We start from the raw sequence: 24,329 nt of genomic DNA, 5'->3' as shown, positions 1-24,329 counted from the left end.
TGCTACAGCGCGGGCTGCACCCCAAAGGCTACCGCGAGCTTCATGATCTTCTCGGCGCGGCCCAGGCGGGGCAGGTCCGAGCCGTCCCTGATGACGCGGCCGTTGGCTTCGAAGTCAGCCATGAAGTCGGTGGCCCAGGCGACGTCCGACGGCGTTGGGCTGATGACCTCGTTGATGACGGGGGTCTGGTCGATGGCCAGGCAGAGCTTGCCGGTCATGCCCATCATCACGGTGATGCCAGTCTGCTCGCGCAGAATGGGATGGTTTGTGCCCACTGTGGGGCCGTCGATGGGGCCCGGGAGGTTGCCCACGCGGCTGGCGACCACGAGCTTGGCACGCGGGTAGGCCATGGCTTCCGGAGTGGCCGCCATGCCGGTGTCGCGGCGGAAGTCGCCGGAGCCGAAGGCGAGGCGGAAGGCGCCCTGGGCCTTGGCGATGTTGTTGGCTTCCTCGATGCCGACGGCGGATTCCACCAGCGGGATCACGGGGGTCTTGCCGTCCATGCGGTGGAAGCTTTCGGTGACCTGGTCCGCGGATTCGGTCTTGGCGAGCATGACGCCGAGCAGGCCAGGGGTGCCGCGGAGGCCGGCGAGGTCGTCGGCCCAGAAGGGGCTGGTGGCGTCGTTGATGCGGACCCAGGCCTTGCCGCCGGCGGTCAGCCAGTCGATGACGTTGTTCCGGGCCTGGTCCTTCTGGGAAGGGTCCACCGCATCTTCAATATCCAGGATGATCGAGTCGGCGCGGGAGACTGCCGACTGGTCGAAAAGCTCCGGCTTCATGGCATTCACGAGGAGCCAGGAGCGGGCGATCTCTGCGGGGATATTGCGTTCCGGCCTTACGGTCTCGGTGGCGATGGTAGACGTCATGTATCTACCGTATCCGCCCGGCAACCGGCACGCCGCAGAAAATGGCCACCTTGTGAGGATCAATACGAACTAAACAGGATATGACTCGGGCCCTGGCGAACGCAGGGGGCAGCAAGTGCCGCTGGTAGGCCCCGTAACGGCACTTGCTGCTGCCCAGTTGGGTGGGTCAGGGGATGTTACTGCCCCGCGCAGTGACCCACAGTTTGTACCAGTCCGCGCGGCTCATGGCCTGGGCCACGCGGGCCGCGTCCGAGCAGGCCCGGATGCGGCCGGGATTGATGGTCCCGATGACCGGCGCGATGCCGGCCGGGTGCTTCATCAGCCAGCCCAGCAGTACCGACTCCCCCGTGCTGCCGTACTCGCCGGCCAGTTCAGCGACGAGATCCGCGGTGGCTGCCTCGGCGGATGTGGGGCTTTCCGGTTCCGCGCCCGTGTACAGGCCTTTGGCCAGGGAACCATAGGCCTGCAGGGTGATGGAGTTCCGGACGCAGTACTCCAGGGTGCCGTGCGGGAAGCTGTAGTCCAGGTGCTCGGCGTGGTTCACCAGCACCTGGCTTTCCAGCCAGGCCCGCTTCAACAGGCTCATCTCGAGCTGGTTCGCCACCACCGGCGTTTCCAACCGGTCCTGCAGCGCCTCGATCTGCGCCCCTGACATGTTGGACACGCCGAGCTGCCGGACCTTGCCTTCCGCCATCAGCTGCCCGACGGCGGCTGCCACCTCAGCCGGGTTCGTCAGCGGGTCCGGGCGGTGCAGCAGGAGGATGTCAACGTAGTCCGTCCGCAGCCGCTTCAGGCTCCCGTTAACGCGCTCAAGGATGGCGTCCCGGCTCAGGTCATAGTGCGTTTGCAGGCCGCGTTCGTTCAGCCTGATGCCGCACTTGGTCTGCAGCCGGATACGGTCCCGGAGGCCCGGAGCGGCGGCCAGCACCTCGCCGAACACGGTCTCGGACTTGCCGCTGCGGTAGATGTCGGCATGGTCGAACAAGGTAATCCCGGCATCCAGGGCGGCCTCGACGGCGGCAGCTGCCTCGTCCACCTGCTCGCCGGCGTGCGGCTCGTCAGACCAGCTGCCGCCCAGGCCCATGCAGCCATAGATCAGCTCCTGCATTAGATCAGTTCCTGCATCATCCCAGCCCCCGCACCAGCGCGTCACCGGCGTGCGGCCGTCCCGAGGGACGGCCGCCGGGGATCAGCGCAGCCATGCAGTGGTGTTGGCAGGCAGCTTGCCGTCCTCCAGGGGTGCGCTGGTGACCAGCACCTCGCCGGCGGGAAGGTCGGCGGCGGTGTCCCCGAAGTTGGTTACTGACTGCCAGCCATTGGGTCGGCGGAAGTGCAGGACCTCCGGGTTGCCGGTCTCCACCCACTCCAGCTCCTCGTCCGTCAGCAGTTCATGGCGGAGCTTCAGGGCCTTGCGGTACAGCTCCAGGGTGGAACCCTCGGTCCCGTCCTGCGCCTCGACGGCGTACTTGCTGAACCAGTCGGGCTGGGGCAGGTGTGCGCCGCCGTCGCCGAACCCGAAGGAGGTTCCCTCGACCTTCCACGGCAGCGGGACCCGGCAGCCGTCGCGGCCGATCTCCACGCCCTTGTTGCGGAAGAAGGAAGGGTCCTGCCGCTCGGATTCGGGGATCTCGGCCACTTCCTGCAGGCCCAGTTCCTCACCCTGGTAGAGGTAGGCGGAGCCGGGCACAGCGAGCATCAGCAAGGTGGCTGCGCGGGCGCGGCGTTCACCGAGCTCCACATCCAGTTCCTCCTTGGGTCCGCCGGCGAGCAGCCACTCCTTGCCGTCCTGGCCCTTGGTGCGTTCCTTGCCTTTGGAAACCTGCGGCAGGCCGTAGCGGGTGGCGTGGCGCACCACATCGTGGTTGGAGAAGACCCAGGTGGACGAGGCACCGGTGGCGGCCGCCTCGGCCAGGTTGCGGGTAATGATTTCCTTGTACTCGGCGGCGTCGAAATCGGCCTGCAGCAGGTCGAAGTTGAAGGCCTGGCCAAGCCCCTGCGGGCTGGCGTAGCGGGCCCGGCGAGTGGCGTGAACCCATGCCTCGGCCACCGCGGTGCGCGGCGGGTTGTACTCGTTGAACACCTCGCGCCATTCGGCGTAGATCTCATGCACTTCGTCACGGTCCCAGAAGGGGTGCGTGCCGTCGTCGAACCCGTCCACGCCCGTGTTGGCCGCGCTCAGCTCCAGCTTGGACAGCAGCGGCTCGGTGAGGTCCTTGGTCAGCGCATGTGCCACATCGACGCGGAAGCCGTCCACGCCGCGGTCCGACCAGAAGCGCAGGGTCTTCAGGAAGTCTTCGCGGATTTCCCGGTTGGACCAGTTCAGGTCCGGCTGTTCCTTCGCGAAGATGTGCATGTACCACTGGCCGGGGGTGCCGTCCGGTTCGGTGATGCGCTCCCAGGCCGGGCCGCCGAAGACGGAGTCCCAGTCCGACGGCGGGAACTCGCCGTTCGGTCCCTTGCCGTCCCGGAAGATGTAGCGGTCCCGGGCAGGAGAACCCTTGGGCGAAGCCAGTGCCTCCTGGAACCACTTGTGCCGGTTCGAGGAGTGGTTGGGGACGATGTCCGCGATCAGCTTGATGCCGGCCTCATGCAGCGCGGCTGCCATTTCGTCGAAGTCCTCCAGGGTGCCCAGCTTGGGGTCCACGTCGCGGTAGTCGTCCACGTCGTAGCCCCCGTCAGCGAGCGCCGAGGGGTAGAACGGGCTCAGCCAGACGGCGTCGATCCCCAGGGACTTCAGGTACGGGACCTTCGAGGTGATGCCCCTGAGGTCACCAATGCCGTCACCGTTGGAGTCGGCGAAGCTCCGCGGGTAGATCTGGTAGACGGAGGCCTGGCGCCACCAGTTCGGATCGGCCAGGCGGTCGGAATCGGAAAGGGTTGCCAGGGTGGCGGTTGTGCTCACAACGCTCCTTTTATTTAGAATCTAAATTTTGTTTTGAACAGTATGTGCTGGGTGGGCGGGGAAGGTCAACAGCAACCCTGGCTCCCGCCCGACGCCGCTTTAGGCCCTGAGCCAGGCGGTTGATTCTCCCGGGAGCCTGCCGTCCTCGATCCCGCCGCTGGAGATCAGGACCTCGCCGTCAGGAAGTTCGACGGCGGCGGTACCGAAGTTCGCAACGACGCGCCAGCCGCCGGGGCGCATAAAGTGCAGCACCTGTTCGTCTCCCCCTTGGCTCCATTCCAGGGTCTCGGGACCCTGGAGTTTGTGCCGCAGCGCCAAGGCCTGGCGGTAGAAGTGCAGGGTTGATTTCATGTCGCGCTCCTGGGAGCTGGCTGCGTACTCGGAAAACCAGTCCGGCTGGGGCAGGTGGGCGCTGTTGGTACCGAAGCCGAAGGAAGGTCCGGACGGTTCCCACGGCAGAGGCACACGGCAGCCGTCCCGGCCCAGTCCGTCGTACTCGGCTCCCCTGAAAAATGACGGGTCCTGGCGCTGGTCAGCCGGGATGTCTGCCACCTCATGCAGCCCCAGTTCCTCTCCCTGATAGAGGTACGCAGAGCCCGGAAGGGCGAGCATGAGCAACGTAGCGGCCTTGGCCCGGCGAAGACCTCCTTCCATGTCCAGTGCTTCGCGGGGACCGCCGGCTTTGACCCAGTCCACCCCCGGTTTCCCCGGCCGCCCATTGAGCGGTTCCAGACCGTACCGGGTGGCGTGGCGGGTGACGTCGTGGTTGGAGAACACCCAGGTGGTGGTGGAGCCCGTGAGGCGGGCCTGTTCAAGGTTGTCGGTGATGATGGTGCGGAACTGGGCAGCGTTGAAGTCGGCCAGGAGCAGGTCGAAGCTGAAAGCCTGCCCAAGCCCTTCAGGGGAAGCGTACTTGGCGCGCCGCGCAGCGGTCTCCACCCAGGCCTCCGCCACAGCAAACCGCGGCGGGTCATATTCGTTGAATACCTTGCGCCACTCGGCGTAGATCTCATGGACTTCGTCCCGGTCCATCAGGGGGTGTGTGCCGGAGGTACGGTCCATTGACCCCAGTTCCTGTTTGCTGGGAAGTTCGGCGCGGAGGTCCTTGACCAGAAGATTGGCCACGTCCACGCGGAAGCCGTCCACGCCCCGATCTGCCCAGAAGCGCAGAGTAGTGAGGAAGTCTGCACGGACCTCCGGGTTGTCCCAGTTCCAGTCCGGCTGTTCCGGAGTGAAGGTGTGCAGATACCACTGCCCGTCGTCCACCTGCGACCACGCCGGGCCGCCGAAAGCGGCTGTCCAGTCCGACGGCGGCAGCTCGCCATGTTCACCCGCCCCGTCCCGGAAGTGGTACCGCTGCCGGGCCGCTGACCCCTTAGGCGTGGCCAGGGCTTCCTGGAACCATGCGTGCCGGTTGGAAGAGTGGTTCGGGACAATATCCACGATCACCTTGATTCCCGCGGCATGCAGAGCCGCGGCCATCGCGTCGAAGTCCGCCAGGCTGCCGATGATGGGATCGACGTTGCGGTAGTCATCTACGTCGTAACCGCCGTCGGCCAAGGCCGAGGGGTAAAACGGGCTAAGCCACACGGCATCGACTCCCAGGCTCTTCAAGTAAGGCACCTTCCCGGTGATGCCCTTCAGGTCACCGATCCCGTCACCGTTCGAGTCGGCGAAGCTGCGCGGGTAGATCTGGTAAACCGCAGCCTGTCGCCACCAGTTGGTGGCGTCGGTGAGTCCGTTGTCGGCGTTGGGCGTCTGGCTGGCGAGGATGGACAAGCAGTTTCCCCTTTCCGGGGCGCTGGAGTTATTGATGGCTTGCATGCGGGCTGTTCTTCTGTGGGATGTCGGCTCCGGCTGGGGGCCGGGCCGAGGACGGCAGGCTCAGCCCTTGACGGCACCCTGTGTGACGCCGGCCATGACCCATCGCTGGGTAAAGAGATATGCCACGATGGCCGGAGCCATGGCCATCAGGTAGGACGCAAAGGACACGTGGTAGTTGTTGCTGAACTGAGTCTGGAACAGATTCTGCCGAACGGGAAGGGTTTGCAGTGCCGGGTCGGAAATGATCAACGAAGGCATCATGAAGTCATTCCAGGCGTACAGGAACGCAAAAATGCCGACAGTGGCACTCATTGGCGCAAGCAGGGGAAAGATCAGTTTCCAGAAAGTCTGCCAGGTCGTGGCGCCGTCCATGCGGGCGCTCTCTTCCAATTCCATCGGGATTGACCGCAGGAACGCCGTGAACAGCAGAACACTGAAGCTCAACTGAAACATGGTGGCGAGCAGGATCACACCCATGGGGTTGTCCAGGCCAAGGCGGCCGGTCAACTGGATTTGCGGCAGCGCAACGACCGGAAACGGGATGAACATTGCTGCGAGCAGGTAGTAAAAGGAGTACCGGAACAACCGGCGTTCCCAGTTGCGCACGATCGCATATGAGGCAAACGCGGCCAGCACAATCGTCGCCACTACAGTCCCCGCAGTGACCAGCAACGACATTGCGGCGCCGACGGGGAAATTCGTCAACGTCCACGCTTGGACAAAACCGTCCACACTGAAAGGCGCAGGGAATGAAAAGGCGTTGCCGTCCACAGCCTGCCCTTGGGTTTTGAAAGCCATGGACAGGCTCACGTAAAGCGGAAGCAGAACCGTGACCGCACAGAGGACCAGGATGACGGTACCCGGCCAGTTCACACGCTCGACCTTCAAACGTGGGCTTCGTCCGCTGCTGGCGGAGCCTGATTCGGTGCCGTGGGGTTCCTCGGCAGTGAGGATGGTTGATGTGGTCATTAGAGTGTGTTCCGTCCGCGCGTCAGCGAAAGCTGCAGGAGAGAGATGAGGACAGCAACGATGAAGAAGATCGTCGCGTTGGCCATCTGGTAGGCATAGTCGCCACCGTTGAAGCCCGCGATGACGGTCATCGCAATGCTTCTTGTTGAGGTTCCCGGGCCACCGTTCGTGAGTCCGACGATGATGTCGTAGGCGTTAAGGAAGCCCTTGAATCCGAGAATAATGTTGATCACCACGTAGCCGGCCACGAGCGGCGCGGTGATCTTCAGGAGTTGCTGGAACTTGCTCGCGCCGTCGATCTCTGCGGCCTCGTAGACGTCTCCGGGAATCGAGACGAGACCGGCGATGTAGATAAGGAGCGCCCCGGGCACGGCCTGCCAGGCGGTAACCACCACGATGGCAACCCATGCAAGGTCGGGGTTTGCAAGGAGGCTTGTCTCGAGCCAGGAGATGCCCGACCCCGCCCCTGCTGAGGGCAGCGAGTTTGAGAACAGGAAATTGAAAACATAGGCGATGATGATGCCGGAGACCACCATCGGTATGACGAAGATGGTCCTCAGCGCTGTTTTCATGCGGATCTGCGAGGTGAGCCCTACGGCCAGGAGGAAGGCGATGATGTTCACCACCAGCACGGTGATAAGCGAGAAGCCGAAGGTAAACAGATAGCTCTGCAGAATCGCGGGATCGCTGAAGATTGCGATGTAGTTGGTCAGCCCGGCGAACTTCCAGTCACCGATTCCGATGGAGTCTGTGAAGCTGAAGAAGATGCCGACCAGGCCGGGCACCGTGATCGCCAGGGTGAAGAGCACCAGGCTCGGCAAGAGGAAAAAGTAGAAAACCGGTTCGACCCGCCGCTTGCTGCGGCTTTGGGGGCGACCCTGCCCCCGTCTGGTTGTTGTGGTGGTGGACATGTGTCTGGCTCCCTTGTTCTGCGCTACTGGCGAAAGGCCAGGCGCGCCCAGTCAGCGTCGAGTGTTCGGAAGGTGGCTGCAGGATCTGCGCCCAACACGAGCGCCTGGGTGTAATTCATGATGGGGATTGTGCGCGGCACCAGCACCGAGGGTCCCTGGTAAACATGGCCCTTCTCGTAGTACTCGACCATCCCCTCAATTCGCGGGTCCAGTGCTGCGTCGGCGTCGACAGTGGGCGTGAAGCCCAGCTGCGACTTGTTGTACGCTTCAATATTTTCGGGCTGGTAGAGAAACTCCAGGAAGTCGCGGGCAGCGTCCTTGTGCTTGGAGCCCTCCGGAATCCACGCCGCGAGGTCGACGTTGACCCGCACGCGCAGGTCTTCCGGGTTCTCCGTCATCGGAAGCGGAAACGTACCGAGCTGGAGGTCGGGGGCGGTCTTGGCGATCTCGCTGAATGCCCACGGGCCCTGCAGGTACATCGCTGCCTTGCCCTGCGCAAACGCGAGGTTCCCGTCGCCGTAGCCCCGGCTGGCGGCGTCCTTGTTCACATAGGTTCCCGCCAATTTCAGCATCTTCCCGACCGGCTGTTCAAAGTCTTTTTGAAACGACGCCGGCGAGTCCGGTCCGACCCCCGTGCCTGCTTCGGCAAGCTTTTCGAAGAAGTCAAGGGTGTCGACCTGGCCGCCCACGGAATAGTCGAACCATCCCTGGGCAACTGTCCAGTCGTCCTTCCACGTGCCGTAGAACGGTGCGACACCGGCGGCTTTCAGCGCATCGCATGCTGCAAGCAGTTCACTCCAGGTCTTAGGCACCTCGATGCCGTGGGCGGCGAAGATCTCCTTGTTGTAGATCACGGAGGACGCCATGATCGAGTACGGAAGGGCGCTGGTCCGGTCCGGATAAGAGCCGTACTGGTCCATCAGAGGCTGGAGGTCCTTCCGGATCCGGGTGGAAGCCTGTGTTCCGGACAGGTCACTTAGCGCGCCGCGCTGCACGAACCTGGCCGTTTCCATGTTGTAGTTCGCGAGGGCAATGTCCGGCGGATTACCCCGGACAAAACTTGCTGAAACGACGTCAACCCCTGAAGTGTCCAGCACGACCTCCGTCTCGTCCTGCGAGGCGTTGTAGTCGGCTACGAGCTTCGTCATAAAACCGATGGCCTCCCGCTTACTGAACGTGAACCGGATGGTCTCCTTTCCGGAGTCTCCGGTGCAGCCTGAGAGGAGGCCGGCGAGCAGGGGAAGGCATAGAGCCAGCACTGCCATGCGTAGTGTGCGCGTCAATTTCAAAGACACCCTCGTCCTTTCGTGGTGCGGCAGAATGCCGCAGCATCACGGCGGGGACGGCCAAACCTTCGCCAGCCGTTGCCGTTTTATATAAGAGCTAAATTTACTTCCTATCGATAGTATGGGCGCCTTGGCGTGAGCGTCAAGCACTCCGGAATATGTTTCTTCAGCTATATTTATGGCCTAAATTTAGAACCGCCTGGGATGGGTCCTATGAGCAGGCCAGAATGGGAGCGCCCGATGATCACGCAGACTGCACCGTCGACGCAGCTGGTGCGGAGGGTCAACGCCAGCGCGATGCTCAAGGCAATGCGCGGTGCCGGCATCGTGACAGGCACCGACCTAATGGCGGCCACCGGGCTTTCCCGGGCCACGGTTATCTCGATCTGTGATGAGCTCGTCCGCCTCGGATGGCTCCGGGAACTGGAAAACCAACGCGTTGCCGAGGGATACCTGAAGGGCAGGCCTGCACGCAGGTTCGTTTTCGACGACGGCGCAGCCACCGTTTTAGGCATCGACATCGGGGCCAATAAGATCACTGCCATCGTCGCCGATATGGCGGGAAAGGCCCTCTCCCGGGTAACCATGCCCTTCCGGGCGCACAACGTTCCCGCTGGCGAGCGCGCCGATGTGCTGGACCACATCACCGCGGAGGCCTTGGAGAAGGCGGCAGTATCCGCGGACTCCGTCCTGGCCGTATCCGTTGGAGTCGCCGCTCCGGTGAGTCGTGACGGCGAAGTCCTCACGGTCCAGGAGTTCTGGAAATCTTTCGATGTCCGCCGGCTTGTCTCCGAGCGGCACGGCTGGCATGTGCTTCTGGAGAACGACGCCAACCTTGCCACCCTGGCTGAGCGCTGGCGCGGCATGGCCCAGGGCGTCGACAACCTCGTCGTCATGCTTGCCGGGGACCGTCTCGGCGCCGGCGTACTGGAATCCGGCCGCCTGCTGCACGGACAGCTTGGCGGCTTTGGCGAGCTGGGATACCTGGGGAATGTCGAGGGTGTCGGCGACACCCTCGGCATTGCTCACTATGTAGCGTTTTGGGGCCAGGAAGCGCTCGCCTGCGGCGCTAAAACCCAGCTGCACGAGCTATGCGGCGGTGCCCCGGCGAGCCTTACGGCCGAGATGGTGTTTGCCGCCGCCAGCGACGGCGACCACGTCGCACAGGGCGTTCTCAACCGGGTTGCACGTCGCATGGCCCGTGTGATCGGCTCCGTGAGCACGCTGGTAAATCCCGAGCTTGTTGTCCTTGCAGGAGGCGTCGCAGCCTCTGCGCGCGCACTCATCCCTGTCATCGAGGAGGAGCTGCCGAAATATACTTTCACTCCGCCCCGGGTGGAGGCCTCTTCCCTTGGAGATGGCATCGTTTCCATCGGTGCTATCCGCCTAGCCCTGGATTACGTCGAAGAGCACGCACTGGACCTTCATCCCGCTTCGTTGCCGAAACCTGCCCAGCCCGTATCGTGACCTGGTCCAGGCAGATTTTTTGCGGCCACCTGAAGATCCGGGACCTCCGGGGCGTGCCTTCGTTACTTTCCCCGCAGTCGCAGTCGACGCTAGGGCTGCAGGGCGGCGGCGATAGGCAGGCTGCCGTCACAGAATTCGATCGTCCTGCCCGCGGTTTCCGGCAGGTCCAGCACTGCCACGGCAACACTTGCCGTGTTGCTGCGGGAGGTTTCGCGGCTGCCCTCCGGTGAGGGGTCGACGTCGATCAGACCGCTCCCCGGCTTGTCCGTCAGGGAGCCGGGACCCAAAACGGTCCAGGCCAGGTCCGTCCCGCGGAGGTAATCATCAGCGGCCGCCTTGGCCTCTGCATAGGGAAAGAAGCCGTTGTCCTCGGGGATGCCGTGGTCCTTCCGGGCGCCCAGATAGGACACCATCACGTAGCGGCTGACCCCGGCCCGCGCCGCGGCATCCATCGAGCGGATCGCCGCATCGCGGTCAACGGCATAGGTGCGCGCCGGGTTCCCGCCGCCTGCGCCTGCCGACCAGACCACGGCATCGTGGCCCTGCAGCGCTTCGGCGATGGCCGCCGTCACAGCATTTTCCACATCCAGGACCGACGGCGTTGCGCCCGTTTCGGCGACCGCGGCGGCATGGTTGGGGTTCCGGAAAAACGAGGTGACACGGTGGCCTTCCTCGGTAAGAAGCCTGGACAGGTGCAGCGCCACTTTGCCGTGGCCGCCGATGATTGCGATTCGGGTCATGCACCCATTCTGCTCCCCGGCCCCGCTGATGCCACCCCGGCGCGCAGGGTCCGCCCCGTTCAGGTCTGGATGCGGTGACACAGGTACACCGCCCCGCGGCCGGCCCCTGTTTGGCATCCTTGCAGGCCCTGCAGCGACGCCCCATCATCTTCTGCAGCTTTTCCTGCAATCCCCCATACCTCCCGCGGCTTTTGGCTCACCACTCAATAACTTCTGATGAAGGCGGCCGCCACATGTGTTGCAGGAGGTGATGGAGCGCTGGCGTACTCCGGCCCGGAGCACCGGCGGCTTAAACGGAAAAACCCCCGGAGTCTCGCGGATTCCGGGGGCTTAGCCTGTAGCGGTGGGGAGGCTCGATCTCCCGACCTCACGATTATGAGTCGTGCGCTCTAACCAACTGAGCTACACCGCCACGAATGAGAAAAACCTGTGTCAAGCCGGTCAAAACCGCCTTGACACAGGCCCTCATTCAGAGCCCCCCACCGGAATCGATCCGGTGACCTCGTTCTTACCAAGAACGCGCTCTACCACTGAGCTAGGGGGGCAACGAGTAAATACTCTACCGGAAGATTTTCCCACCAACAAATCGGCTCCAAAGGCAGCCGGAGCGCTTCAACCTGCGTGTTCCGCATCCCGGCAACCCGGGTTTTCCGCGCCGTTACTGGGAGACGCGGGCAAGCTGCGGGCCCTGGTGACCCTTTACAGGGCCCATTGCGGACTGGTCGACGGCAGTGATGTGTCCAGTCCCACACCCCGTCCCGAGTTTTCTGGGCACACCGGGACTTCAGCCAGTCCGCTCTCCCGCAACCGCCCTGAAGGACCTCGACTTCTTTGCATGCCGGCTCAGATCGGTCAATGGCGCACCTGGCAGCGCAGGTGAAGCACCCGGTTGCCCTGAATCACCACGTCCGGATCCTCCAACCGGTGCTGCGCTTGGACGGACCTGAAGTAGCGCTTGCCGGACCCGAACACGGCGGGTACGACGTCCATGCGCACCTCGCCTACCAGGCCCGCGGCAAGCATCTGGCCACCGACGTCACCAGCGGCGACCTCGACAATGCGGCCGCCCGCAAGCTCTTGCGCCTTGGCTAGGGCTGCCTCGACGCCGTCGACGAAGTGAAATGGCGCCTCGGGGTCCCGCCCTCGGGCTGCGGGCGGTGCGTCACGACGACCACGTGGTCGATCCGGCTCGGAGGCTTCCCGTCCCAGCCGTCCGTCAGGTCGAAGACGTGGCGCCGACGAGTGTCACCCCGATCCTGTCCCAGTACGGCCGGGGGTAGTCCTAGGACGTCTGAGGAACCTTCACCTCGCCGCTCTCGTCCAATGGGACGTCACCGTCGGACAACCAGTCGAACAGCGGTCCGGGCTGGTCATTCTCGTCCGCGACGAAGCCGTCCACCGACACTGAACCGTACATGACTACCTTGCCCACGGGCCCCCCTTTGCTTTGCGGTGCCCCACATTAGCGTGCAGTACGCTGTCCCGCCCCATGCGAGGCAGGAAGAGCCGTTAACGCAGATGGGCCGGCTCGAAAGCCGGCCCATCGCCGTCGTCAATTACTCAAGCTGCGCGAAGGTTTACCACTTGCCCTTGCGGTTGAAGTCGCGGTGGCCTCCATCACTGCCGTTGCGGGGCTTGCGGGAGCCGTCGCCGTGGCCGCCGAAGCGGGAATCGCCGGACTGGCCGCGGCTGGCGCCGCTGTCACCGAAGGAACGCTCGGAACGCTCGCTGTACGAACGTCCGCCGCGGTCAGCGGAGGACCGCTCGCCGTCGTTCTTGCGGAACTCCTTCTTGAACCCGCCGCTGCCCTTGAAGTTGCCGCCACGGTCGCCGCCGCGGTTGCCTTGGTAGGCGCCGCGGTCGCCCGAGGGCTTGCGGCCGTTGTCCAGTTCGAGGTGGATCAGCTCGCCGCCGATCCGGGTGCGGGACAATGCACGCAACTGCTCGGGGCTCAGGTCCGCGGGCAGCTCCACCAGGGAGTGGTCCGAGCGGATGTCGATGCCGCCGATCTGGGCCGAGGAGATGCCGCCCTCGTTGGCGATGGCACCCACGATGGAACCAGGCATGACGCGCTGGCGGCGTCCCACGGCGATCCGGTAGGTGGCGTTGCCCTCGGTGAGTGCACGGGTGGGGCCGCGGGAGCCGAAGCCGTCCTTGGAGCGCTCGCGCTTCTGAAACTCGGGAGCTGCGGGGAGCTCCTTGACCAGCAGCGGCTGTCCGCCCTGGGCCATCACGGCAAGGGCTGCGGCGATCTCAGAGGCCGGAACGTTGTGCTCTTCCTCGTAGGACGCGATGAGGTCGCGGAACGGAGCCACGTCCTCGGAGGCGAGGGTTTCTGTGATGCGCTCGGCGAACTTGCCCAGGCGCAGGGTGTTCACGGTCTCGGCCGTGGGCAGGTGCATCTGCTCCACCGGCTGGCGGGTAGCCTTCTCGATGGAACGCAGCAGGTACTTTTCGCGGGGCGTCATGAAGAGAATCGCGTCACCCGAGCGGCCTGCCCGGCCGGTGCGGCCGATGCGGTGCACGTAGGACTCGGTGTCGTGCGGGATGTCGTAGTTGATGACGTGGCTGATGCGCTCAACGTCAAGGCCACGGGCCGCGACGTCGGTGGCCACCAGGATGTCGATGCGGCCTTCCTTCAGCGCGTCCACAGTGCGTTCACGCTGCTGCTGCGGAATGTCACCGTTGATGGCGGCAGCCTGGAAGCCACGGGACTTCAGCTTGTCAGCCAGGTCCTCCGTGGCCATCTTGGTCCGCACGAAGGCGATAACGCCGTCGAACTCTTCAACCTCGAGGATGCGGGTCATGGCATCGAGCTTGTGCGGGCCCATTACCTGCAGATACCGCTGGCGGGTGTTGGCGCCGGTGGTGGTCTTGGACTTGACCGAAATCTCGGCCGGGTCGTTCAGGTACTGCTTGGACATGCGGCGGATCTGGCTCGGCATGGTGGCCGAGAACAGCGCAACCTGGCGCTCCGCAGGCGTCTGCTGGAAGATCTGCTCCACATCTTCGGCGAAGCCCATCCGCAGCATCTCGTCAGCCTCGTCCAGCACCAGGTACTGAAGCTCGGACAGGTCCAGGGAACCCTTCGAGATGTGGTCGATCACGCGGCCGGGGGTACCGACAACAACCTGGGCCCCGCGGCGCAGGCCTGCGAGCTGGGGGCCGTAGGCGGAGCCGCCGTAGACAGGGAGGACTGTGAAGTCGTCAATGTGCTTGGCGTAGGAGGTGAAGGCCTCTGCAACCTGGAGCGCGAGCTCCCGGGTGGGGGCCAGCACCAGCGCCTGGGTCTTGCGGGAGGGGCCGTTGAGGTCGTGGAGCTCGGCCAGGCGGGACAGTGCCGGTACTGCGAATGCTGCAGTCTTACCGGTGCCGGTTTGGGCGAGGCCCACAACGTCCCGGCCTTCAAGCAGCAGCGGGATGGTTGCTGCCTGAATCGGCGACGGCTTCTCGTAGCCAACGTCCTGCAGGGCGGCGAGGACGCGGCCGTCGATGCCGAGATCGGCGAAGCGCACGCCGTCTTCTTCGGTTTCAACCTTGGCGGCGGGAGCCTCAGCGGACTCTGTCACGGCCTCTGCTGCAGGGGCAGCGGGCTCGGTGAATTCGATTCCGGCGGCGGCTTCGACAGTAATGTCGTTCTGGTTTTCGGGCATAGGGAAGGATTCCTCATCCATAGGGGGCCAGGCGGCACTACCCGAGGTGAGCGGAGCCGCAGTACGTGTGCCGTGGATGCCGGGCAAACATTGACCGGCCGGTCACAGAAGTCCGGCGCTTTCGCAATCCCATGGCAGGACTTCGCGCTGCATCTCTTGGCTGCTATCCCAGCAGTCTGTACAGCGTTTTCTTTAGCCGGCTCTCCCTATGAAAATGCCCGCATCACAGTTGCGGGCCCCAACACTTGCCAGTCCTGCCTCAAGAATTGGGCAGGAATAAGGGATTTCCGGAGTGGGGGATGTTTCAAGTGTAGGGCACGCACCGCCTCCACCGGTAATTGAAGGCTCGACGGCGGCGGTGAGCTTGCGCACATGCCTCCCCTGCAGCGCGCCCACGCGTTGCCGCTACCGAGCCAGCTGCCGCTCCAGCGCCGCAAACTTCCTGCTGAACTCCGGCTGCTGGAGGCGGATGTCGCCGTCGGCCTCTGCATCCCGCAGCGCCTCCATGGACTCCAGGTCCGGTTCACTGAACCACTTGCCCACCGTGACGCCGTGCTTCGGGACGTACAACTTATGGATGTGGTCGCCCGCGCGGATAGTGCCCACGCGCACCACGCGAAGATAGGCGCCCACGCGGCCCTCTTCCGTGAAACGCTTTACGAACCGGGGCTCCCCCACCCGGCGCTGGAAGGTGGAGCAGGGCGTCCGCGGTGACGTCACCTCCACCTCCACGTCCACGCCGATCTTCCAGCGTTCCCCGATGACGGCGCCGGTGGCGTCCAGACCCCCGACACGGAGGTTCTCGCCGAAGAACCCCGGCGGCAGCTCCCGCTGGAGTTCCGCGGCCCAGAAGTCGGCGTCCGCCTGCGAGTAGGCGTAGAGGGCCTGGTCCGGGCCGCCGTGGTGGACCCGGTTCGCCTGGATATCACCCTGGACGCCCAGCTTGTGAACCTTCACCGGCCCTTCCACAGCTCGCTTGTCAATGGCCGTCACGCCCACGTTCGACGTGTCCGGCAAGAGCTGGTGGACACGGCAGACGGCGAGGACAGAAGCGGTTTCCATGGCTCAAGTGTAGGGTCCGCGGCTGCCGTGGCCGGCAACTTCGCGGGATGGGCACTTCCCGCCTGTTCCTTACTCGCAGCAGGCGTCCGCAGGGGCTACGCTGATTCGAGGATTTGCAATTGGGGGTGCAGCGCTGCGCCCAATTCATCTGGACTATTGAGGGGGACGCCATGGACCCGGACAAAAAGGACCCGGGCAGGGATCCGGATCACGGGCCAGCCGGCGGCGACGGGCCTGCCGGTCAAAGCGGCCGGGACTCCGGGACCGGAGGCGCCGCGAAGCCGCCTCCCTGGCAGGTGCCCAAGCCCGAACTCCGCCCCGAGCTGCTCAATGAACCCCTAGCGCCGGTGGACCCGTTTGCGCGGGACCGGGAAAGGCAGCTGGATGAGGCAGCGGCACGGAAGAAGCGCTCCCAGCGCCGCACCGTCGTCGTAGGCCTCGGCGTTACCGCCCTGCTCGCCGGCACCATCACCGCCGTCGTGGCAAGCAACCAGGACGATCCCGAGTACGCGCAGGTGTGCTTCAACGACGAAACCGGTGAGCGCGTGGAGGACACCAGCTGCGACAGCTCAGCCGGGCGCTCCGGCGGCATCTACGCCTGGTACTTTTTCTCCCGCGGCGCCTACGTTCCGCCGATCGGCCAGAACCGCTCTACAGCCCCCAACTACAGCAAAACGGTGCCCAGCGGCGCCAAGGTGGCCACCGGCTACAGCACCAAAGGCGGCACTGTCAGCCGCGGCGGCTTCGGCACCAGCGCCAAGAGCGGCACCAGCGGCGGCGGCAGCAAAGTCTCGGGGGGCTGAGCGTGAAGCGTTTGCTGTCTGAACCCAGGCCCGGCTGGAAGCAGAAAATCGAGGAACAAGGCCTGGTGTTCTCCACCACCACGATGGACGACGGACGCAGGATCGAGTACTGGAACGAGTCCGCGTACTACGAATTCACCATGGGCGAGGTGGAAACCCTTGAGGTGGCCGCGGAGGACATGCACAAGATGTGCCTGGAGGCCGCACGCTTCCTCGCCACCGGCGCCATGGGTCAGCTCGGGATCGGCCCGCAGGCGCTGGAGCTGGCTGCCGAATCGCTCCAGGCAGGGGACCTGGACGTCTACGGCCGGTTCGACTTCATCTATGACGGGCAGGGCGGCCCGGCCAAGATGCTCGAGTACAACGCGGACACTCCCACCGGCCTGATTGAGGCAGCAGTGGCCCAATGGTTCTGGCTGCAGGATGTTTTTCCGGAAAAGGACCAGTGGAACGGAATCCACGAGGCGCTGATCAGACAGTGGAAGAAGTTCCAGTACCGCACCGGCATGAGCACCCTGCATGTGGCCCATTCAGAAGTCGAGGAGTCCGGCGAGGACTGGATGACGGCCGCCTACATGCGGGACGTGGCGAGCCAGGCCGGGTGGACCACCATCGGCATCAACATGTCCGATATCGGCTGGGACCCGAACCTGAACCGTTTCGTGGACCTGGACAACTTCATGATCAGCACCATCTTCAAGCTCTATCCATGGGAGCTGATGATGAAGGAGCCGTTCGGCCACCGGCTGCTTGAACGGGCCCATAATCCGCGCTGGGTGGAGCCTGCCTGGAAGATGCTGCTTTCCAACAAAGCACTCCTCGCCGCGCTCTGGCACCTGTACCCGAAGCACCCCAACCTGCTGCCGGCCTTCCTCAACGAACCGGGGCCGCTGAAGGAGTGGGTGGCCAAACCCCTGCACGGCCGCGAAGGCGACAACATTCGCATCCACGCCGATGGCATCAACCTTGAACAGCCCGGCGGGTACGGCCGCGAGGGCTGGTGCTACCAGCAGTACCAGCAACTGCCCGACTTCGACGGCAACCACCCCGTCCTGGGCCTGTGGGTGGTGGACGGCGAGTCCGTGGGCTGCGGGATCCGCGAGTCGGACGGCCCCGTGACGGACTACTTCTGCCGCTTCGTGCCCAACACCATTGACGCGCCGGCGCCGCTTTCGGCCGTACCCTCCTCCAGCAAAGCAGGTATTGCACTATGAATCCGGTGGCAACATGAGCACAGAAATGACGACGGCGGGCGGCCCGGGCGGCCCGCCCGGCAGTACGATCCCGGCCAAGGGACTCCGCGCCGGAATCCTGGACCTTGGTGATTCCGTGATGCTCGGACTGGCGTCCACCGCGCCGGTGTACTCACTGGCAGCCACACTGGGCCTCATCGTGGCGGTGAACGGGAACTACACTCCGTTGATCCTGCTCATCGGGTTTATCCCTGTCCTGTTCATCGCCTACGCCTTCCGTGAGCTGAACAGCGCCATCCCGGACTGCGGCACCACGTTCACCTGGTCCCGGCGGGCCTTCGGCCCTTGGGCGGGCTGGTTGGGCGGCTGGGGCGTGGCGCTCGCGGGCATCGTGGTCCTGGCCAACCTGGCCCAGGTGGCCGGACAGTACCTGTGGTTGCTGATCGGTGATGGGTCGCTTGCAGAAAACAAGGTGCTGGTCACGCTCACCGGAGTGCTGTTCATTGCCGTGATGACGCTGGTTAATTACCGTGGGATCCGGCTGGGTGAGCATGTCCAGCGGGTACTGACCTACATCCAGTACGTCTCGCTGGGTATCTTTGCGCTGGCCATCATCATCCGCATCGTGGGCGGGGCGCCGGAGGGCCAGGCCTTCGACTTTGAGTGGTTCAACCCGGTAGGTGCCTTTGCCGATCCCGGTGCCGTCGTGCATGGCGCACTGTTGGCCCTGTTTATCTACTGGGGCTGGGATACCTGCCTGGCCGTCAATGAGGAGACCGAAAACCCGAGCACCACGCCGGGCCGCGGTGCTGTCATCTCCGCCTTCGTCCTGGTGGCGATCTATGTGTCCGTGGCCCTGCTGGTGATGATGTACGCCACTGTGGGCAGCGAGGGCATCGGCCTTGGCAACGAAGCGAACCAGGACGACGTGTTCGTGGCCATGAAGGATGTGGTGCTGGGCCCGTGGGGCTGGCTGATCGTCGTCGCGGTTCTTGCCTCGGTGCTGTCCTCGACGCAGACCACCATCCTGCCCACCGCGCGCGGGACCCTCTCCATGGGTGTCCACGGTGCCCTGCCTGCCAAGTTCGGCGAGGTGCACCCGAAGAACAAGACCCCCGGTTTCTCGACGCAGGTGATGGGCGCGGCGGCCATCGCCTACTACGTGGCCATGAGCTTCCTGAGCGAAAACCTTCTCTCGGACTCAATCAGCGCCATCAGCCTGTTCATCGCCTTTTACTACGCGCTCACCGGCTTCGCCTGCTACTGGTTCTTCCGGGGCACCCTGCGCGACTCGGCGCGCAACCTGTGGTTCCGGGGCATCCTGCCCTTGACGGGCGCGCTGCTGCTCACTGCTGCTTTCTTCATCTCAGCCGTGCAGATGTGGGACCCGGCATACGGCGACACAGAGATCTTCGGTGTCGGCGGGGCCTTCGTCAGCGGAGTGCTGCTGCTGGCGGTGGGCGTAGTGCTCGCTGTCCTCTGCCGGTTCGCACCCTCGACCCGCGGTTACTTCACGGGCCAGGCCAGGGCGGCTCACTCCCGAGCCCCCTCCCCCAACTAACCCTCCCCCAAATAAGTAGCGCCAACACTGCAGTTTTGGAGCCTCAGAACGGCAGTTCGCGCTACCCAGTTGGGACCGGAAGAGCAGAAAAGGCGGGCCGGACACTCAGGCCGAGAAGCCGCCGTCGGACCTGATCAGCTGGCCGGAGACCCAGCGTCCTGCGGGTGAGAGCAGGAACGCCACCGTCCCCGCGACGTCGGCCGGGGTTCCCAGCCGCCCGCCAGGCTGCTGTGCCGTCAAAGCCTCCCGGACCTCGTCGCTCATCCACCCGGTATCGATGGGCCCGGGGTTCAGGACGTTCGCGGAAATGTTCCGCGGCCCCAGTTCGCGGGCGGCGGCGATGACGATCCTGTCCAGCGCACCCTTGGAGGCACCGTAGGGAAGGTTGAATGCTGTGTGGTCACTGGTCAGCGCAACGATCGCGCCGCCGTCGTCCGTTGCCTGCCGCGTGAAAGCGGCAATCAGCTGCCAGCTGGCGCGGGTGTTTACTGCGAAGTGCCGCTCAAAGGACTCCAGGCTGGTGTCCAGCACGCCCGAATCCACGGACTCGGCATGGCTGAGGACCAGGCCCTGGAGCCGGCCGGCGAGTGAGACGCCCTCTCCTACCAGCCTGTCCGGCACGCCCGGGTCCTGCAGGTCGGCGGACAGGACATGGACGCGCGCGCCGATGGCCTCGAGCTCCGCAGTCAGCCGGACGAGGTCTTCGGGCTCGCTCCCCCACGGCATCCGCTCGTCATAGTCCTGCCAGTAGGACAGGACCAGGTCCCAGCCGTCCGCTGCAAGCCGGCGGGCAATCCCGGCACCGATGCCCGCCAGCCTGCCGGCGCCGGTGATCAGGGCAACGGGGCGGGCAGGGTTTGGTGTGAGGGAGTCCATCCGACCAGCCTAGCGGCCGCACAAACCGCGACTCGGCACTTGACGGCAGTCCTGCCAGCGATCATTGCAGTGACGTGCCATCTCGCGGGACAACTACGGGATGGAGGTGAAGGCCTGCTCCAGGTCTGCGACCAGGTCCTCTACGTCCTCGATGCCGCAGGACAGGCGAAGCAGGTTCACCGGAACGGCGAGCTCTGTGCCCTTGACGGACGCGTGCGTCATCTCCGACGGGTAGTTCATCAGTGACTCGATGCCGCCGAGGGACTCCGCCAGCATGAAGACCTTCGTGGACTCCGCCACCTTCCGTGCAGCAGCTTCGCCGCCCTTGAACTGCACGGACACCATGCCGCCGAAATTCCGCATCTGCTTCTTCGCCAGCTCGTGCCCCGGGTGTGATGGCAGGCCCGGGTAGAGGACGCTTTCAACCTCGGGGCGTTCAAGCAGCCACTCGGCCACGGCCTGGCCGTTGAGGCTGTGCCGGTCCATCCGCACGCCCAGGGTCTTGAGGCCGCGGGTGGTGAGGAAGGCATCCATGGGGCCGGAGACGGCGCCCACAGCGAACTGGAGGAAACCGATCTTCTCCGCCAGCTCGGCGTCCTTGACGACAACGGCGCCGCCCACCACGTCCGAATGCCCGCCGATGTACTTGGTGGTGGAGTGGACCACGACGTCGGCGCCCAGGGCGAGCGGGGTCTGCAGGTAGGGGGACGCGAAGGTGTTGTCGACGACCAGGAGGGCCCCGGCGTCGTGTGCGATTTCCGCGAGCGCCGCGATGTCGGTGATCTTCATCAGCGGGTTGGACGGCGTCTCCACCCAGAGCAAACGGGCCCTGTTGGCGGCTACGGCCTGCCGGACGGTGTCCAGGTCGGCCATGTCCACCGGGGTGTTGCCGATTCCCCACGGGCCGAGCACGCGGCTGATCAGCCGGTAGGTCCCGCCGTAAGCATCGTTGCCAAGCACGATGTGGTCCCCGGGGCCGGCCAGGGCACGGATCAGAGAGTCCTCCGCCGCGAGGCCCGAGCCGAAGCTGAAGGCATGCGTACCCAGCTCCAGCGCGGCCAGCTGTTCCTGCAGCGCGTCCCGGGTGGGGTTGCCGCCACGGCTGTATTCATACCCTTCGCGGAGGCCGCCAATGCCGTCCTGCGCGTAGGTGGTGGCGAAGTGCACGGGCGGGACCACGGCACCGGTGCGCGGCTCGAAATCCTGCCCGGCGTGGACGGCGCGGGTGTTGAAGCCCTGGTTTCCGGAGAAGGACATGATGCTCCTTTAGTTGCTGAGGTAGGCGAGCAGGTCGTGCCGGGTGAGGATGCCGATGGGCGCCCCAACGAACGTGACCATGACGGTGTCCACGTCCGAGAGCAGTTCCCTGGCAGCCGAGATGGTTTCCAGCGATCCGATCACGGGCAGTTTGGGGCCCATGTGCTCGGAGATCTTGTCCGTGAGCCTGGCTTCGCCCCGGAACAGCTTGGCGGTCAGCGTGCGCTCGTCCACCGCGCCGAGGACCTCCCCCATGACCACCGGCGGCTCCTGGGACAGGACCGGAATGTGGCTGACACCGAACTCGTTCATGATGTTGATGACGTCCCGGACGGACTCGTTCGGGTGGATGTGGACCAGGTCCGGCAGTTCGCCGGTCTTGGACTTGATGACCTCGCCCACGGACGTTTCCTCCCCTCCGGAGAGGAAACCGTAGGAGCGCATCCACTGGTCGTTGAAGATTTTTGCCAGGTAGCCGCGCCCCGAGTCGGGCAGGATGACGACGACGACGGCACTTTCCGGGAGGTCCCGCGCCGCCTGCAGCGCGGCCACCACAGCCATGCCGGACGAGCCGCCCACCAGGAGGCCCTCTTCGCGGGCGAGGCGGCGGGTCATGGCGAAGGACTCAGCGTCGCTGACGGCGATGACCTGGTCCGGAACCGACTTGTCGTAGTTCGCCGGCCACATGTCCTCCCCCACGCCCTCCACGAAGTACGGGCGTCCCGTGCCGCCGGAGTAGACCGAACCCTCGGGGTCGGCGCCGATGATCCGGACCACGCCGCCGTCGGACTCCGGCCTCCCAGCCGAAACCTCCTTCAGGTAGCGCCCCGTACCGGTGATGGTGCCGCCGGTGCCGGCGCCGATGACACAGTGGGTGACCCTTCCGTCGGTGTCCCGCCAGATCTCCGGGCCGGTGGTCTTGTAGTGGCTGCCGGGTGCCGCCGGGTTGGAGAACTGGTCCGGTTTGAATGCACCGGGGGTATCCCGGGTAATCCGGTCCGAAACGCCGTAGTAGCTTTGTGGACTGTCCGGCGGGACGGAGGTGGGCGTGACCACAACCTCGGCGCCGTATGCCTGCAGCACGGCGCGCTTGTCCTCGCCCACCTTGTCCGGGACCACGAACACACACTTGTAGCCCTTTTGCTGCGCCACCAGGGCCAGGCCGACGCCGGTGTTGCCTGAGGTGGGCTCGACGATGGTGCCGCCCGGCTGCAGTTTCCCTTCACGCTCAGCGTCCTCGATCATCTGTGCAGCGATGCGGTCCTTAATGGATCCGCCCGGGTTCAGATACTCCAGTTTCACCAGGACGGTGGCCTTGATGCCCCCGGTCACATGGTTGAGTTTGATGAGCGGGGTGTTGCCGATGAGGTCCAGGATGGACTGGGCGTACTTCATAGATACAAAGCTACCGCTTCAATGCCGGAAGCTACTCGTGGGCCTGCCCCGTCTGCTCCGCGGGAAGGTTCTCCCAGAGGCCCATAATGTTGTTTTCCGGATCCTTAAAGTAGGCGAAATACCCCATGCCCGGGATTTCGTTCTTGGGCATTACCACTGAGCCGCCAAGCTGTTCCACGGTTTTCAAGGTGGCGTCGATGTCCGGAACGTCCACCGTGATGACAGGGTTGGTGATTTCCCCGTCCCGGGCCATCATGCCCCCGTTGATGGCGCCCGCTGCTGTCGGCTGGCCGGTCGCCTCGTCCATGGGGGTGGTGATCACCATGTTGTAGTCCATTCCCGGGACAGGTTCCACCCGCCAGCCGAGGGCCTCCTGGTAAAACTTCCTGGCCCGTTCCTGATCGTCCGCCGGAATTTCGAAATGCACTACTCCGCCCATTGCGCTCTCCTGGATTTTCGAGGGAAGGCGCGGACGCCCCGCGCCACACCTGGGATTGTAGTCCGCCGGGCCGCCGGGTTTAAGGCCCCGGCCAGGCTTGCGGATGTATTGTCGGCCTTCCGTGGGACGATGAGGACATGACGATCGCAGCGGCACCTTCCCGGCTGGCAGCCGCCGCCGACGCCGCCCTGCGCTGGTATCCGGGCGGCCCCTACGATCTTGGCAGGACGCTGGGCCCGCTCCTGCGGGGCAACAGCGATCCGTCCTTCTGCGTCCAGGGCGGCGTCATTTGGAACGCTTTTACGACGACGGACGGGCCGGTGACCCTGCGGCTCAGCTTCGCGGGGGGTCCCGAGGCGGAGCACCGGGTGGACGTCCAGGCGTGGGGCCCGGGCACCGCAGCCGCGGTCCGGGCGGTACCGCGGTTATTGGGGTCGGGTGACGACTGGCGGGAATTCGACGAACCTGCATTCCACGCCACCCTTCCGCGCATGGTCCGGGAAGCACGGCGGCGCAGCCTGGCAGTGCGGCTTCCTGCCAGCGGACGCGTGGTGGACCAGCTCGTCCCGATCATCCTGGAACAGAAGGTAACGGTGATCGAGGCGCGGCGCGCATACCGCTATCTCCTGCACCGCTACGGAACCCCCGCGCCGCAGGCGGGGTCGCTGGCGCCGGCGGGCCTTGTACTGCCACCGACGGCCGGGCGGTGGTTGCAGGTCCCCAGCTGGGAATGGCATAAGGCAGGAGTGGGCCCGCAGCGTTCGGCGACCGTCATGCGGGCGCTGCGCTCCGCCGTCGCGCTTGAACGGCTGGCAGCCCTGCCGGCGGCTGAAGCGGCCGCGAAAATGCAGGCGATCCCCGGCGTTGGAATCTGGACGGCAGCGGAAGTGGTGCAGCGGACCCACGGCTGCCCGGACTCGATTTCCGTGGGCGACTACCATCTCGCGGCCTACGTGGGGGCGGCGCTGACGGGCCGGCGCACGGACGACGCCGGCATGCTGCGGCTGCTGGAACCGTGGAAGGGACACCGGCAACGAGTGGTCCGGATGATCCAGGCCACCGGCTTCCGCAAGCCGACTTTCGGGCCGCGGATAACAATCCAGGACCACCGCCGGCACTGAAGCC

19 protein-coding genes, 2 tRNA genes and 1 pseudogene are annotated in these 24,329 nt (G+C 65.1%); 5 read left to right on the top strand and 17 right to left on the bottom strand.

Annotated features, from left to right (window positions below):
* Positions 1-2 precede the first annotated feature (2 nt).
* From FDW81_RS05340 to FDW81_RS05310, 7 genes are all read right to left on the bottom strand, one after another.
* Entirely contained in the window at positions 3-866 is an 864-nt protein-coding gene (locus FDW81_RS05340; RefSeq protein ID WP_138133122.1) for a CoA ester lyase, read from the bottom strand.
* 166 nt (positions 867-1,032) lie between these two features.
* Positions 1,033-1,974 (bottom strand): aldo/keto reductase family oxidoreductase, encoded by a 942-nt coding sequence (locus tag FDW81_RS05335; RefSeq protein ID WP_138133121.1) that lies wholly within the window; start codon positions 1,972-1,974, stop codon positions 1,033-1,035.
* 81 nt (positions 1,975-2,055) lie between these two features.
* Positions 2,056-3,768, bottom strand: coding sequence for a glycoside hydrolase family 13 protein (locus tag FDW81_RS05330; RefSeq protein WP_138133120.1), 1,713 nt, complete (start codon positions 3,766-3,768; stop codon positions 2,056-2,058).
* A 99-nt stretch (positions 3,769-3,867) separates the two neighbouring features.
* Entirely contained in the window at positions 3,868-5,547 is a 1,680-nt protein-coding gene (locus tag FDW81_RS05325) for a glycoside hydrolase family 13 protein (RefSeq protein ID WP_240719972.1), read from the bottom strand.
* 105 nt (positions 5,548-5,652) lie between these two features.
* Positions 5,653-6,561 carry a carbohydrate ABC transporter permease gene (locus FDW81_RS05320; RefSeq protein WP_138133118.1) on the bottom strand — a complete coding sequence of 303 codons (909 nt, stop codon included), beginning with the start codon at positions 6,559-6,561 and terminating at the stop codon, positions 5,653-5,655.
* On the bottom strand, positions 6,561-7,472 hold the full coding sequence (locus FDW81_RS18595; RefSeq protein WP_138133117.1) for a carbohydrate ABC transporter permease: 912 nt from the start codon (positions 7,470-7,472) through the stop codon (positions 6,561-6,563). The genes FDW81_RS05320 and FDW81_RS18595 overlap by 1 nt, the downstream gene beginning before the upstream one ends.
* A 23-nt stretch (positions 7,473-7,495) precedes the next feature.
* On the bottom strand, positions 7,496-8,737 hold the full coding sequence (locus FDW81_RS05310) for an ABC transporter substrate-binding protein (RefSeq protein ID WP_171027114.1): 1,242 nt from the start codon (positions 8,735-8,737) through the stop codon (positions 7,496-7,498).
* Between the two features lie 261 nt (positions 8,738-8,998).
* On the opposite strand from FDW81_RS05310, the gene FDW81_RS05305 reads away from it, so the two are divergent.
* Positions 8,999-10,225: an ROK family protein gene (locus FDW81_RS05305; RefSeq protein ID WP_138133115.1), complete on the top strand. Its 1,227-nt coding sequence runs from the start codon at positions 8,999-9,001 to the stop codon at positions 10,223-10,225.
* A gap of 89 nt (positions 10,226-10,314) precedes the next feature.
* On the opposite strand, the gene FDW81_RS05300 is transcribed toward FDW81_RS05305, so the two are convergent.
* From FDW81_RS05300 to FDW81_RS05275, 6 genes and pseudogenes are all read right to left on the bottom strand, one after another.
* On the bottom strand, positions 10,315-10,965 hold the full coding sequence (locus FDW81_RS05300) for an SDR family oxidoreductase (RefSeq protein WP_138133114.1): 651 nt from the start codon (positions 10,963-10,965) through the stop codon (positions 10,315-10,317).
* 338 nt (positions 10,966-11,303) lie between these two features.
* Positions 11,304-11,377: transfer RNA gene (locus tag FDW81_RS05295), tRNA-Met, on the bottom strand.
* A gap of 61 nt (positions 11,378-11,438) precedes the next feature.
* Positions 11,439-11,510, bottom strand: a tRNA-Thr gene (locus FDW81_RS05290).
* 307 nt (positions 11,511-11,817) lie between these two features.
* Positions 11,818-12,397 (bottom strand): annotated as a pseudogene (locus tag FDW81_RS05285) (dihydrofolate reductase family protein).
* Between the two features lie 145 nt (positions 12,398-12,542).
* Positions 12,543-14,618: a DEAD/DEAH box helicase gene (locus FDW81_RS05280; RefSeq protein ID WP_138133113.1), complete on the bottom strand. Its 2,076-nt coding sequence runs from the start codon at positions 14,616-14,618 to the stop codon at positions 12,543-12,545.
* A gap of 405 nt (positions 14,619-15,023) precedes the next feature.
* Complete coding sequence (locus tag FDW81_RS05275) at positions 15,024-15,680, bottom strand: MOSC domain-containing protein (RefSeq protein WP_138133112.1); 657 nt, start codon at positions 15,678-15,680, stop codon at positions 15,024-15,026.
* Positions 15,681-15,850: 170 nt separating this feature from the next.
* On the opposite strand from FDW81_RS05275, the gene FDW81_RS05270 reads away from it, so the two are divergent.
* From FDW81_RS05270 to FDW81_RS05260, 3 genes are read left to right on the top strand one after another with little or no spacing between them, the layout of a single operon-like run.
* A complete protein-coding gene (locus FDW81_RS05270) occupies positions 15,851-16,483 on the top strand; it encodes a Tat pathway signal protein (RefSeq protein ID WP_138133111.1) in 633 nt (210 codons plus the stop codon).
* Positions 16,484-16,485: 2 nt separating this feature from the next.
* Positions 16,486-17,697, top strand: coding sequence for a glutathionylspermidine synthase family protein (locus tag FDW81_RS05265; protein WP_138133110.1), 1,212 nt, complete (start codon positions 16,486-16,488; stop codon positions 17,695-17,697).
* A 13-nt stretch (positions 17,698-17,710) separates the two neighbouring features.
* Positions 17,711-19,237, top strand: a complete 1,527-nt coding sequence (locus tag FDW81_RS05260) for an APC family permease (RefSeq protein WP_138133109.1) — start codon at positions 17,711-17,713, stop codon at positions 19,235-19,237.
* Positions 19,238-19,342: 105 nt separating this feature from the next.
* On the opposite strand, the gene FDW81_RS05255 is transcribed toward FDW81_RS05260, so the two are convergent.
* The 4 genes from FDW81_RS05255 to FDW81_RS05240 form a co-directional block, all read right to left on the bottom strand.
* Positions 19,343-20,113 (bottom strand): SDR family oxidoreductase, encoded by a 771-nt coding sequence (locus tag FDW81_RS05255; RefSeq protein WP_138133108.1) that lies wholly within the window; start codon positions 20,111-20,113, stop codon positions 19,343-19,345.
* Between the two features lie 93 nt (positions 20,114-20,206).
* Positions 20,207-21,370: a cystathionine gamma-synthase gene (locus FDW81_RS05250; protein WP_138133107.1), complete on the bottom strand. Its 1,164-nt coding sequence runs from the start codon at positions 21,368-21,370 to the stop codon at positions 20,207-20,209.
* A gap of 9 nt (positions 21,371-21,379) precedes the next feature.
* Complete coding sequence (locus FDW81_RS05245; protein ID WP_138133106.1) at positions 21,380-22,765, bottom strand: cystathionine beta-synthase; 1,386 nt, start codon at positions 22,763-22,765, stop codon at positions 21,380-21,382.
* A gap of 31 nt (positions 22,766-22,796) precedes the next feature.
* Entirely contained in the window at positions 22,797-23,204 is a 408-nt protein-coding gene (locus FDW81_RS05240) for a VOC family protein (RefSeq protein WP_138133105.1), read from the bottom strand.
* A gap of 137 nt (positions 23,205-23,341) precedes the next feature.
* Here FDW81_RS05240 and FDW81_RS05235 point away from each other — a divergent pair, with 137 nt between their 5' ends.
* The gene (locus FDW81_RS05235; protein ID WP_138133104.1) at positions 23,342-24,325 is read left to right on the top strand and encodes a DNA-3-methyladenine glycosylase; all 984 of its coding nucleotides are present in this window, start codon (positions 23,342-23,344) and stop codon (positions 24,323-24,325) included.
* Positions 24,326-24,329 lie beyond the last annotated feature (4 nt).

Source organism: Pseudarthrobacter sp. NamB4 (genome assembly GCF_005796185.1).
Lineage (GTDB): Bacteria > Actinomycetota > Actinomycetes > Actinomycetales > Micrococcaceae > Arthrobacter.
Note: the sequence above shows the minus strand (reverse complement) of the source record. Positions and strands in the feature narration are given on the sequence as shown.